Genomic DNA, 12,231 nt, shown 5'->3' on the forward strand with positions numbered 1-12,231 from the left:
CATTCTTGGATACATGATGTGATGCAAGCAGCGTGCCACCCGGTTTGCCCGCCGGACGAGCATTCGGGCACCGGCAATGGTGAGATCGACGAGGCTGTGACACCGGTGCATCGCGCGGCACTGGACCGCAGATGGCGCATGCCAGCCTTGACAGGCACGCCATCACGAAACATCATTAGTTACATGAAACGCGACAGCCGCCTCTCTTCCGTCCTGCATGCGCTGCTGCACATGGCCGAGTACGACGGCCCCGTCACCTCCGAAACGCTGGCGCAGTGCCTGGGCACCAACCCGGTCGTCGTGCGACGCACCATGGCCTACCTGCGGGAGGCCGGCATCGTGAGTTCGGACCGCGGCCACGCCGGCGGGTGGCGCATCCAGGCCGACCTCCGCACCGTCACCCTGCGCCAGTTGCACGAAGCCCTGGGCGAGCCCGCGACCTTCGCCATCGGACACCGCAACGAAGCGCCGGCCTGCCTGGTCGAACAAGCGGTGAATGCCGCACTGGAAGACACCTTCGCCCAGGCCGAAGCGCTGCTGCTGCAGCGCTTTTCGGAAATCACCCTCGCCGATCTGGCGGCCGACTTCGCGCGCCGTCATGCAGCGGCCCGACTGGAAAGACATTGATCATGGAATACGACGTCATCGTCATCGGCGGCAGCTATGCGGGAATGGCGGCCACCCTGCAGTTGGTGCGCGCGCGCAAGACCGTGCTGGTGATCGACGCGGGCGAGCGGCGAAACCGCTTCGCCAGCCACTCGCACGGGTTCCTCGGTCAGGATGGCGCGCCCCCGGCGGCGATCGCCGCCGAGGCGCGCCGCCAGCTCGGCGCCTACCCCACGCTGACGTGGCTCGACGGGCGAGCCGACGCCGTCACGGGATGCATGGACGCCTTCACGGTGACGGTATCCGACGGTGCCCGGCACCGCGCGCGCCGCATCCTGCTGGCCACCGGCGTGTCCGATCGGCTTCCCGATGTCGAAGGCCTCGCCGAGCGCTGGGGCACGTCGGTCTTCCACTGTCCCTATTGCCATGGCTACGAACTCGACCAGGGCCGCATCGGCATCGTCGGTGCGAGCCCCCTGTCGATCCACCAGGCCGAACTGCTCACCGAGTGGGGCCAGGTCACCCTGCTCGTCAACAGTGCAATGGCAATGAGTGCGGACGCACGCACGGCCTTGCAGCGCCGCGGTGTGACGATCGAGGAGGCCGCCATCGACCGCATCGAAGGCCATGCCGATGTGGCGATGGCCGACGGACGCCTGCTTCGCTTTGCCGGCCTGTTCACCGCGCCGCGGACCTCGCCCTCCAGTCCTTTGGCGCAGGCCATGGGTTGTGCGCTGGAAGAAACGCCCATGGGCCTGCAGGTACGCACCGATGCCGAGAACAAGACCTCGGTGGCGGGCGTGTTCGCCTGCGGCGATGTGGCAAGGGCACCGCATTCGGTGTCCCTGGCCGTGGGGAACGGCGCCATGGCCGGCGCCCAGGTCCACCGTTCGCTGGTCTGGCCCGAGGCCGTGGCCTAGGGCCTGTCAGTGGCAGCAACGGGTGGCGAAGCCCATCGCAGCCCGCCGATCAGGCGCGCGGGGCGATGCCCCGCACCTCCAGAACCAGCTTGCCCATGGCCTGCCCCGATTCGAGGCGGGCATGGGCCTGCGCGGCCTCGGCGAGCGGGAAGACCTCGCTCACCCAGGGCCGCACGCGGCCGGCTGCCACCAGCGGCAGGGCCACGGCGCGCAGGCGCTCGGCGATCAGCGCCTTCTCGGCCAGCGGCAGCGGGCGCAGCAGCGAGCCGGTGATGCGCAGTTCCTTGGCCAGGATCGGCCGCAGCGGCGCCACGAAGTCGGCGCCATCGCCGGGCGACAGGTGCACCAGCCGGCCGCGTCGCGCCAGCACCTGCACGTTGCGGGCGGCGTGGGCGGCGCCGGCCATGTCCAGCACCACGTCCACGCCCCGCCCGTCGGTCCAGTCCAGCGCGGCCTGCACCCAGTCCTGCGTGCGGTAGTCGAATGCCGCCGCGGCGCCCAGGGTTCGCGCCTCGGCCACCTTGGCCGCGTTGCCGCAGGTGACGGCCACGCGGTGGCCCAGCGCGCCCAGCAGCTGGAGGGCCAGGCTGCCGACGCCGCTGGTGCCGCCATGGATCAGCACGGTCTCGCCCGGCCCCAGCGCCGCGACGCCGAAGAAGTTGTGCCAGACGGTGAACAGCGCCTCGGGCAGCGCCGCCGCCTCGCGCAAAGCCAAGCCCGGCGGCACGGCGAAGGTGAGCGCGGCGGGCGCCACCACCCGCGTGGCATAGCCGCCCCCATCGACCAGGGCACACACCGCATCGCCCACGCGCAGGTGACCCGCCCGGGCGCCGGCCCGGCGCACGGTGCCGCTCACCTCCAGGCCCGGCACGTCGCTGTGCGCGGGCGTGGGGCCGCGGCGGCGCTGGTTGCAGTCGTGCCGGTTGACGCCGGCCCAGGCCACGTCGATCAGCACCTCGTCGGGCGCCGGCACGGGCAGGTCCAGGCCGGGTGTCCAGCGCAGCACTTCGGGGCCACCCGGCGCGCGGATGACGAGGCCATCGGCGCGCAGATCGGGCAGATTCGTTGCGTCCATGCTCACCACACGCCGATGTGAATGCCGTGGCGCTTGACGGCTTCGGTGCGCTGCGCAACGTCGCTGTCGGGCACCGTCGTGCGGTTCTTGCGGCGCAGACTCCATTGCAGCAGGCGCTCGCGCATCTCGCGCTCGACGGCGGCCGGCGGATCGGCGCCGAGGTCGTGCAATTCGTCGGGGTCGTCGTGCAGGTCGAAGAGCTGTGGGCGGAAGCCTTCCCAGTCCACGTACTTCCAGCGTTGCGTGCGCACCATGGTGCCGCGGCATTCGCCGGGTGCGCGGCCCAGGGTCCACCGCGCGGCGCGGTAGGCATAGTCGGCCTCGGAGAACACGGCATCGCGCCAGGGCACCGCCTGCCCCTGCAACAGCGGCAGCAGCGAGCGGCCTTCCACACAGTGCTGCCAGCCATCGGGGTCGGCGCCCAAGGCCTCCAGCAGCGTGGGCAGCACGTCGATGGCCTCCACCAGCGGTTCGAGCACCTGCCCGCGGGTGACATCCGCCTCGGGCCGCGGATCGACCACGATCATGGGCACACGCACCGCCGCTTCGTAGAACAGCTCCTTCTCGCCCAGCCAGTGGTCGCCCAGCATGTCGCCATGGTCGGCACACAGCACCACCATCGTGTGCGATGCCTGGCCGCTGGCTTCCAGCGCGGCCATCACGCGGCCAATCTCGTCATCCAGCTGCGCCACCAGCCCCATGTAGGTGGGCTTGACGTGCGCGGCGATGGCGTCCTGCGCGAAGTTGAGGCTCTCCTCGTGCTGCTGGAAGGCCCGCACCACGGGATGCGCCTGGGCGCGCTCGTGCGGCGCCTTGACCACAGGCCGCTGCGGCGCGTTGCGGAACATCGCGTGGTAAGGCGCGGGCGCCACATAGGGCCAGTGCGGCTTGACGTACGACAGGTGGAGACACCAGCGCGTCCCGCCCTGCGCCCGGATGAAGTCGATGGCGCGATCACTGAGATAGGCGGTCTCCGAATGCTCGGCCCTCACGCGCGCGGGCAGGTGGGCATGGCGCATCGACCAGCCGGAGTGAACCGTGCCGTCCGGCGCCTGCACCGAGATGACGTGTGTGCGCCATGGGTCGTCGCCCGCATAGCCGGCCGTACGCAGAAAGTCGGCATAGCCGCTGCGCCGGTCGGGGCGGCTGTGGCCGTCGAAGCGTTCGATGGGCGTGAAGCCGCCTTCGCGCAGCAGGGCGCCGCGCTCGGATTCGATCTCGATGCCCGCGCGGTCCAGGGCCTCGGTGTCGGGCAGCACATGCGACTTGCCCGCCAGCGTGGCCCGCACGCCCAGAGGCCGCAGGTAGTCGCCCAGCGTCTTCTCGGCGCTGGACAGCGGCACGCGGTTCCAGCGGGCGCCGTGGCTGAGCACGTAGCGGCCGGTGTAGTAGGACATGCGCGAGGGACCGCACACCGGCCCTTGCACGAAGGCATGGCGCATCAGCGCACCCCGCCGGGCCAGGGCATCGATGTTGGGCGTGGGCACGGGAGAGACGCCATAGGCGCTCACATGGTCCCAGCGCAGCTGGTCGACCATGATGAACAGCAGGTTGCGAACAGGCTGCATGCCGGTCACTCCAGCCGGATGCCGGCCCGGCGCACCACCTCGGCCCACTTGGGCAGCTCCGCCCGGATCAGCGCCTGGAACTGCTCGGCGCTGCCCGTGTGCAGATAGGTGCCCATGCGCGCGAATCGCTCTACCACGCCCGGCTCGGCCAGCGCCTGCACGATGGCCTCGTTGAGCGGGCCGATGCGATCGGCCGGGACGGACCGGCAGGCGACGATGCCGGCCCAGTCCCGCACGTCGAAGTTGGCAAAGCCCTGGCTCGCAAAGGTGGGCACGCCGGGCAGGGCCTCCAGCGGCTCGCGCGACGTCACGGCCAGCGCCTTGAGCCGGCCGCTCTGCACGTGCGGCACGGCAGCGGCCACCGAGGCGAACATCAGGTCGGACTGGCCACCCACCAGATCCTGCAGCGCCGCCACCGGCCCGCGGTAGGGGACGTGCAGGATGTAGGTGCCGGTGAGCTGCTTGAAGGACTCGCCCATCACGTGCGCCGGAGACCCGTTGCCGCCCGAGCTGTAGCTGAACTTGCCGGGATTGGCGCGCACCTTGTCGACCAGCGCGCGCACGCTGTCCACGCCCAGCGAGGGACGGGTCACGAGCACGTTGTAGGTCCACTGGGTCTGGGCCACGGGAACCAGGTCGGCCAGGGTGTCGTAGGGCATGCGCGCATGCAGCGCAGGCAGCAGCGCGTGCGGCATGAACATGACACCCAGGGTGTGACCGTCGGTGGCCTTGGCCACCAGGTCCATGCCGATCAGCCCGGTGGCGCCCCCGCGGTTGTCGACGACGAAGGGCTGGCCGAACTTCTGCGCCAGCCGGTCGGCCAGGTGCCGGGCCACGGGGTCCCAAGGGCTGCCGGCGATGGAAGGAATGATCAACCGGACCGGGCGGCTGGGCCAGGCCGGGGCCTGCGCGCGCGCAGCACCGACCACGGCGGCCGCGCCCGCGCACGTCCAGCGCAGCACGTCGCGGCGTCGGGCGCGGGCGGGTAGGGCAATGTTCGAACAGGCAGAAACGAGCATGCGGCCGCCCCTCAGTCCAGCTTCACGCCCGCGGCGCGCACGACCTTGCCCCACATCGCACGGTCGGCCTGGATGAAGGCGGTGAACTCGGCGGGCGTGTTGCAGCGCAGTTCGCCGCCGTAGTCGCGCCACTTCTTGGCCAGCTCGGGCGACTGGCAGACCTTGGCCATGGCGGCGCTGAGCTTTTCCAGGATGGCCGGCGCGGTGCCGGCCGGCGCCAGCAGGCCCTGCCAGGCGATGGGCGTGTAGTCGGGCAGGCCCTGCTCGGCGAAGGTGGGCACGTTGGGAAAGCTCGGATGCCGCTCGCGGCCGGTGATGGCCAGCAGCTTGAGCTTGCCCGCCTGCACGTTGGTGGCCGCCGCGGGCAGGCCGTCGAACATCAGCTGGATCTGCCCGGCCAGCAGGTCGGCGTAGGGGCTGTTGCTGTTGTAGGGCACCAGGTTCGATTTCACGCCCGCCACGCTGTTGAACCACACGGCCGACAGGTGCGAATAGCTGCCGATGCCCTGCGTGGCCACCGTCACCGAATCGGGCTTGGCCTTGAGCTGGGCGACCAGCTCGCGCGCGTCCTTGGCCGGCACCGAGGGCGTGGCGATCAGCCCCGTGTTGAGCACGCCCAGCAGGCTGATGGGCGCGAAGTCGCGCTCGGCATTGAAGGGCAGCTTGCCGTAGAGGTGCGGCACGACCGACAGCGAGCTGGTGGTGCCGATGTAGAGCGAGTAGCCGTCGTTGGCGGCCTTGGCCGCCACCTCGGTGCCAATGATGTTGGAGGCGCCCGGCCGGTTCTCCACATAGAAGGACTGGCCCAGGATCTTGGTGAGCTCCGCGGCCAGTTCGCGGGCGTTGGCGTCGGGGCCGCTGCCCGCCGGGAAGGGGGCAATGATGCGCACCGGCTTGGTGGGGTAGTCAGGCTGGGCGGCGGCCCCGGTGGGCGCCAGGGCGAAGGCCGCCACGAGCGGCAGAGCGGCCGCGCTGGCGGCGAGCCTCTTGAGAAAGGTCATGAATGTCTCCGTTTGCGAACGCGTGCCGATTGCACGGGGTCGGATCATACGAATACATTGTTTATTGTCAAAATACGATAATCACAATACGATTCATCCAGTCGAATGGCCTGCCAGGCCTTCCGTTCTCGCCCGGAGACAAAGTTGACCCCTCAAACACCCCTACAGCTGCAGTTCAGCCACATCGGCCTGTACGTCACCGACCTGGCCCGCATGGCCGGCTTCTACAAGCGCGCCCTGCGCTTCACCCAGACCGACGCGGGCGACCTGGGCCCGGTGCAGCTGATCTTCCTGAGCCGCGATCCCAGCGAGCACCACCAGCTGGTGCTGGCCACCGGCCGGCCGGCGGACATGGCCTTCAACGTGGTCAACCAGCTGTCCTTCCGCGTGCCCGACGTGGCGACGCTGCGCGCCTTCCATGACCGGCTGCTGGCCGAGGGCGCGAGCGAGATGCTGCCGGTGACGCACGGCAATGCCGTCTCGGTCTACTGCCGCGATCCGGAGGGCAACCGGCTGGAGCTGTTCATGGACACGCCCTGGTACTGCGAGCAGCCGCTGCGCGAGCCCATCGACCTCGCCCAGAGCGACGAGGCCATCCTGGCGCAGGCCGAGGCCATCGCGAAGCGCTTCCCCCGATTCATGAGCCGGGCGCAATGGCAGGCCGATGTCGCCCGCCGCATGCAGGAAGACCAGCATGGCTGAGCCGGTGCCCGTCTACGACGTGGCCATCGTGGGGCTGGGCCCCACGGGCGCCACGCTGGCCAACCTGCTGGGCGCGGCCGGGCGCTCGGTGCTGGTGGTCGAGAAGGAACGCGACATCTTTCCCCTGCCGCGCGCCATCCACTACGACGGCGAGGTGCTGCGCATCTTCCAGGCGGCCGGCCTGCGCGAACAGGTGCTGGCCATCTCGCGGCCGGGCACGCAGGGCATGCACTTCGTCAATGCGGCGGGCCAGACGCTGCTGATCCGCGGCGGCACCGCGGCGCTGGGGCCGCACGGCGGCGCCAACAACTACTACTTCCACCAGCCCGAGCTGGAGGCCGTGCTGCGCGAAGGCCTGGCGCGCTTTCCCAACGTGCATGTGCGGCTGGAGACCATCCTCACCGCCATCGACATGGACGGCGAAGGCGCCACGCTGCACGGCCGCCAGGGCCAGGACGGCGGCAGCTTCGAGGCCCGCGCCCGCTGGGTGGTGGGCTGCGACGGCGCCCGCTCGCCGGTGCGCCAGCACATGGGCAGCCCGATGGTGGACCTGGGCCTGCGCCAGCCCTGGCTGGTGTTCGACGTGGTGCTGACCGAGCCGGTGGACCTGCCGCCGCACACCGTGCAGCACTGCGACCCGCGCCGGCCCATGACCTACTGCAACGTGGTGGGCAACCGCCGTCGCTGGGAGATCATGGTGCTGCCCGGCGACGACCGCGAGGCCATGGTGCAACCCGACAACCTGTGGAAGCTGGTCGCGCCGTGGGTAGGGCCGGATCAGGCCCGGCTGGAGCGGGCCGCCATCTACACCTTCCATTCGGTGATCGCCGACGGCTGGCGCCAGGGCCGGCTGCTGCTGGCGGGCGATGCCTGCCACCAGACGCCGCCCTTCCTCGGCCAGGGCATGTGCGCGGGCATCCGCGATGCGTCCAACCTGGCCTGGAAGCTGGACGCGGTGCTGGCCGGCCGCGCACCCGAGGCGCTGCTGGACACCTACGAATCCGAGCGCAAACCGCATGTGCGCGCCCTGATCGAGCTGGCCGTGCGCCTGGGCGACATCATCCAGACCACCGACCCGGCTGCGGCGGCCGAGCGCGACGCGCGCTTCGCGACCGGCGCGCCGGAGGTCTTCGAGCTGCCGCCGCAGCTGCTGGGCGCAGGCGCCTTCGACATCCTGCAGCAGGACCTGGCGGGCCGGCCCTTTCCCCAGCCGCGGCTGGCCGACGGCCGGCTGCTGGACGAGCTGCTGGGCCGCCGCAGCGCGGTGATCGGCCGGCGCGATCTGCTGGCCGCCGCGGCCCCAGGCACCGCCGAACGCTGGGCCCGCAGCCAGGCCCTGGTCATCGACGAGCCCGACCCGCCGCTGGCGGACTGGCTGCGCCGCCACCAGGCGGGCGCCGTGATACTACGGCCCGACCGCTACATCGTCGGCGTGGCGCGCACGGGCTCCGAGCTGGACCGCATCTCCCAGTACCTCCCGGTGGCGCCATGACGACCCACATCCCGGGGCCCCACCTTGTCCGAACCTTCGCCCTCGTCCAGCCTGGAACGCATGCTGGGCGTGCTCGACCTCTTCGACGACCACCACATCACCCGCACCGCGGAGGACATCGCGAAGGCGCTGGAGGTCTCGCTGCCCACCAGCTACCGCTACGTGCGCCAGCTGCTGCAGGTGGGGCTGCTGCAGCGCGTGGAGGACTCGCACTACGCGCTGGGTCCGCGCATCATCCTGCTGGACCACTACATCCGCCGCGCCGACCCGGTGCTCAAGGTGGGCCTGCCGGTGCTGCGCGAGCTGGTCGATGCCACCGGCTTCGACTGCGTGGTGACCGAGGCCTTCGGCCAGCAGGTGCTGGACACGCACCGCGAGATGGGCGGCGCGCCCGCCACGCTGGCCTACACGCGCGGCCGGCCGCGGCCGCTGTTCCAGGGCGCGGCGCCCAAGGTGCTGCTCGCCACGCTGGGCACGGCGCCGCTCAGGAAGCTGTTCGACGCGCGCCGCGACGAGGCCCTGCGCTGCGGCCTGCCCGGCGACTGGGCCGAGTTCCGGCGCCACTTCGCGGCCATCCGCAAGGCGGGCCACTATGTCTCCAAGGGCGAGCTGGAGCCCCAGCTGGCGGCCGTGGCCGCGCCCGTTCTCAAGTCGGATGGCGGCGCCTGGGCCGCCATCTCCCTCGTGTTCGATACCTCGCGCCTGGCGATCGTCGACCTTGAAAAGATGGTCCGTCTGATCACCGAGGCCGCGACGCGGATCGGAGGTCGGCTGGCCTAGCACCACCCTCCCTCCCCTTCCCAAGGAATCCCCATGAGACTCATCAGCTACCAGTACAACGGCCAGGACGGCTATGGCGCCATCGTCGGCGACCGCGTGGTCGACCTGCGCGCAGTGTTCGGCGCGCAGGCGCCGGACCTCAAGGCCTTCATCGCCGCCGGCCTGGCATCGCAGGCCGCCGCGCATGTCGAGGCCGCCCGCGCCACGCTGCCGCTGTCCGAGGTGACGCTGCTGCCGGTGATCCCCAACCCCGGCAAGATCTTCTGCATCGGCCTGAACTACGGCGAGCACATCCGCGAGACAGGCAAAACCGAGACCGAGAAGCCGGTGATCTTCCTGCGCGTGGCCGACTCGCAGCTGGCCCATGGCGAGGACATCGTGCGGCCCAGGGCCTCAGAGCGCCTCGACTACGAAGGCGAGATCGCCATCGTCATCGGCCGGGGCGGCCGCCACATCAGCGAGGCGGATTCGTGGTCGCACATCGCCGGCTACAGCTGCTACAACGACGGCAGCGTGCGCGACTGGCAGCTGCACACCTCGCAGTGGGCGCCCGGCAAGAACTTCTGGAAGACCGGCGCCTTCGGCCCCTGGATGGTCACGGCCGACGAGATCGCGCCCGACCAGAAGATGACGCTGGTCACCCGCCTCAATGGCCAGGAGATGCAGCGCGCCACCACCGACATGATGGTGCACAGCATCCCGCGCCAGATCGCCTACATCTCCACCTTCATCCCGCTGGAGCCGGGCGACGTGATCGTCACCGGCACGCCCGGCGGCGTCGGCAACAAGCGCACCCCGCCCGTGTTCATGAAGCCGGGCGACGTGTGCGAGATCGAGGTCGACGCCATCGGCGTGCTGCGCAACGGCATCCGCGACGAGTGAGGGCGGCGCGCCCATGAACGACGTGCTGCATCGCGGCGCGCGGGCCGCGCTCGGCCTGCTGCTGGCCGCCCTTTCGCTCGGCGCCCCGGCGCAGGAGTTTCCCCAGCGGCCCCTGCAGATGGTGGTGCCCTTCGCTGCAGGCGGCGGGCTGGACCTCAACGCCCGCAACCTCGCCGAGGCCCTGGCCGAGCCCCTGGGCCAGCCGGTGGTGGTGAGCAACCGCGAAGGCGCGGCCGGCACCATCGGCCTGAACGCAGTGGCGGCGGCCCGGCCCGACGGCTACACGCTGGCCTTCACGCCGGCGGTGCCGCTGTCGAGCGAACCGCACCGGCTCCGGCTGAACTACGGGCTCGACAGCTTCCGGCCCGTGTGCCAGGTGTTCGACAACATCTTCGCCATCGCGGTGCCGGCGGCCTCGCCCTGGCGCAGCGTGGCCGACCTGCTGGCGGCGGCCCGGCGTGAGCCGGGCGCCATCAGCTACGGCACCTCGGGCACGGGCTCCATCCCGCACCTGGGCACGGCGGACATCGAGGCGGTGGCGCACGTCAGCCTGACGCACGTGCCCTACAAGGGCGACGCGCCGATGCTGCAGGACCTGATGGCCGGGCGCCTGGGCTTCGGCGCGGTGCTGGTGAGTTCCATCACCGGGCAGCTGGGCAGCGGCGCCCTGCGCCTGCTGGCCGTCTATGCCGACCGGCGCCATCCCGCCTTCGCCGAGGTGCCGACGCTCCAGCAAGCGGGCGTGGACGTGGTGCAGGCCAGCTTCGGCGGCGTGCTGGTGCCGGCCCGCACGCCCGACGCGGTGGTGCAGCGGCTGGAGGGCGCGTGCCGGCAGGCTGTGGCCTCGCCGCGCTACCAGGACTGGGCCCGCCGCGCGAACCAGGTGGTGGACTTCCGCCCCGCCGCCGACTTCGAGCGCCACCTGCGCGAGGACAGCCGCCTCAAGGCCGCGACACTGCGTCGGCTGGGGCTCGCCGCCCCCTGAAGGAGAAACGCATGCTGCCCGGACGCCCCGAACCGCCCATCGCCACCCTGCTCGGTGGCCGCCTGCTCGCCCTGGACACCACGGCCGGCACGCTGGCCGCCGAGTACGAGGCCACCGCCGCCTTCCTCAACCCGGCGGGCACGGTGCAGGGCGGCATGCTCGCCGCCATGCTGGACGACCTGTGCGCTGCCGTCGTCGACGCCCGCGCGGGCGAAGGCGGCGGCGTGGTCACGCTGACGCTGAACCTGAGCTTCCTCGCGCCGGCCCGACCCGGCCGCCTGCAGGGCCGCTCGGCCATCGTGGGCGGCGGACGCAGCATCTGTTACGTGGAGGCGGTGCTTGCGCAGGCCGGCACCGAGGTGGCGCGGGCCACGGCCTGCTGCCGCGTCGTCGGCGCACGCGCGGGCTGAGAGGCGGTCGGGCGTTGCGGCCGCCCATGTCGGGCATGGCCGTCGCGACAATCGCCGGCTCCGACCCACGACCGCCTTCGCCATGCTGCGCTACCAAATCCTCCCCGTCACACCCTTCCAGCAGAACTGCTCGCTCGTCTGGTGCGACGCGACGAACAAGGCCGCGCTGATCGACCCGGGCGGCGAGATCGACCGACTGGTCGCCGCTGCCGAATCGCGCGGCCTGGCACTGGAGCAGCTGTGGCTCACGCATGCGCACATCGACCATGCCGGCGGCACCGGCGAGTTGGCCGAGCGCCTGGGCCTGCCCATCGTGGGACCGCACCCGGGTGACCAGTTCTGGATCGACGGCCTGCCGCAGCAGAGCGCAATGTTCGGCTTTCCGCCCGCCCGGGCCTTCAGGCCCACGCGCTGGCTGGCCGACGGCGACACGGTGACGCTGGGCGAGGAGACGCTCACGGTGCGCCACTGCCCCGGGCACACGCCGGGCCATGTGGTCTTCCATTCGGCCAGCGCGCAGCGGGCCTTCGTGGGCGACGTGCTCTTCGCCGGCAGCATCGGCCGCACCGACTTTCCGGGCGGCAGCCATCCGCAGCTGATCGACAGCATCGTGCAGCGGCTGTGGCCCATGGGCGACGAGACGGTGTTCATCCCCGGCCATGGGCCGGAAAGCAGCTTCGGTCGCGAGCGCCAGAGCAATCCCTATGTGCAGGGCACCTGAGGCGCAGCCGGCGGCCTTTTCCATTTCCAGGGGGCGCGAACGCCGACCAGCGATGTGATGGCGGGCTAGG

The 12,231-nt window shown here is 71.2% G+C and carries 13 protein-coding genes; 9 read left to right on the top strand and 4 right to left on the bottom strand.

Annotated elements, in window-relative coordinates; genetic code table 11:
• Positions 1-183: 183 nt before the first annotated feature.
• Positions 184-627 carry an Rrf2 family transcriptional regulator gene (locus tag L0984_RS26170; RefSeq protein WP_234197290.1) on the top strand — a complete coding sequence of 148 codons (444 nt, stop codon included), beginning with the start codon at positions 184-186 and terminating at the stop codon, positions 625-627.
• Between the two features lie 2 nt (positions 628-629).
• On the top strand, positions 630-1,526 hold the full coding sequence (locus L0984_RS26175; protein ID WP_234197291.1) for an NAD(P)/FAD-dependent oxidoreductase: 897 nt from the start codon (positions 630-632) through the stop codon (positions 1,524-1,526).
• Between the two features lie 49 nt (positions 1,527-1,575).
• Here the strand turns inward: L0984_RS26175 and L0984_RS26180 are convergent, their stop codons facing one another.
• The 4 genes from L0984_RS26180 to L0984_RS26195 are packed head-to-tail and all read right to left on the bottom strand — an operon-like array spanning position 1,576 to position 6,189.
• Positions 1,576-2,601: an NAD(P)H-quinone oxidoreductase gene (locus L0984_RS26180; RefSeq protein WP_234197292.1), complete on the bottom strand. Its 1,026-nt coding sequence runs from the start codon at positions 2,599-2,601 to the stop codon at positions 1,576-1,578.
• Positions 2,602-2,603: 2 nt separating this feature from the next.
• A complete protein-coding gene (locus L0984_RS26185) occupies positions 2,604-4,169 on the bottom strand; it encodes a sulfatase-like hydrolase/transferase (RefSeq protein WP_234197293.1) in 1,566 nt (521 codons plus the stop codon).
• Between the two features lie 5 nt (positions 4,170-4,174).
• Complete coding sequence (locus L0984_RS26190; RefSeq protein WP_234197294.1) at positions 4,175-5,188, bottom strand: Bug family tripartite tricarboxylate transporter substrate binding protein; 1,014 nt, start codon at positions 5,186-5,188, stop codon at positions 4,175-4,177.
• A gap of 11 nt (positions 5,189-5,199) precedes the next feature.
• On the bottom strand, positions 5,200-6,189 hold the full coding sequence (locus L0984_RS26195; RefSeq protein ID WP_234197295.1) for a Bug family tripartite tricarboxylate transporter substrate binding protein: 990 nt from the start codon (positions 6,187-6,189) through the stop codon (positions 5,200-5,202).
• Positions 6,190-6,333: 144 nt separating this feature from the next.
• Between L0984_RS26195 and L0984_RS26200 the strand changes: the two genes are divergently transcribed.
• From L0984_RS26200 to L0984_RS26230, 7 genes are all read left to right on the top strand, one after another.
• Positions 6,334-6,891, top strand: coding sequence for a VOC family protein (locus L0984_RS26200; RefSeq protein WP_234197296.1), 558 nt, complete (start codon positions 6,334-6,336; stop codon positions 6,889-6,891).
• Positions 6,884-8,383, top strand: coding sequence for a bifunctional 3-(3-hydroxy-phenyl)propionate/3-hydroxycinnamic acid hydroxylase MhpA (mhpA, locus tag L0984_RS26205; RefSeq protein WP_234197298.1), 1,500 nt, complete (start codon positions 6,884-6,886; stop codon positions 8,381-8,383). Before L0984_RS26200 ends, mhpA begins: the two co-directional genes overlap by 8 nt.
• A 24-nt stretch (positions 8,384-8,407) precedes the next feature.
• The gene (locus L0984_RS26210) at positions 8,408-9,163 is read left to right on the top strand and encodes an IclR family transcriptional regulator (RefSeq protein WP_234197299.1); all 756 of its coding nucleotides are present in this window, start codon (positions 8,408-8,410) and stop codon (positions 9,161-9,163) included.
• Between the two features lie 33 nt (positions 9,164-9,196).
• Positions 9,197-10,045, top strand: a complete 849-nt coding sequence (locus tag L0984_RS26215; protein WP_234197301.1) for a fumarylacetoacetate hydrolase family protein — start codon at positions 9,197-9,199, stop codon at positions 10,043-10,045.
• A gap of 13 nt (positions 10,046-10,058) precedes the next feature.
• Entirely contained in the window at positions 10,059-11,030 is a 972-nt protein-coding gene (locus L0984_RS26220; RefSeq protein WP_234197302.1) for a tripartite tricarboxylate transporter substrate binding protein, read from the top strand.
• A gap of 11 nt (positions 11,031-11,041) precedes the next feature.
• The gene (locus L0984_RS26225) at positions 11,042-11,440 is read left to right on the top strand and encodes a PaaI family thioesterase (RefSeq protein ID WP_234197303.1); all 399 of its coding nucleotides are present in this window, start codon (positions 11,042-11,044) and stop codon (positions 11,438-11,440) included.
• Positions 11,441-11,522: 82 nt separating this feature from the next.
• Complete coding sequence (locus L0984_RS26230) at positions 11,523-12,161, top strand: MBL fold metallo-hydrolase (protein WP_234197304.1); 639 nt, start codon at positions 11,523-11,525, stop codon at positions 12,159-12,161.
• Positions 12,162-12,231 lie beyond the last annotated feature (70 nt).

It is taken from the genome of Pseudacidovorax sp. NFM-22 (genome assembly GCF_021401245.1).
Taxonomy (GTDB): Bacteria; Pseudomonadota; Gammaproteobacteria; order Burkholderiales; family Burkholderiaceae_C; genus Xenophilus.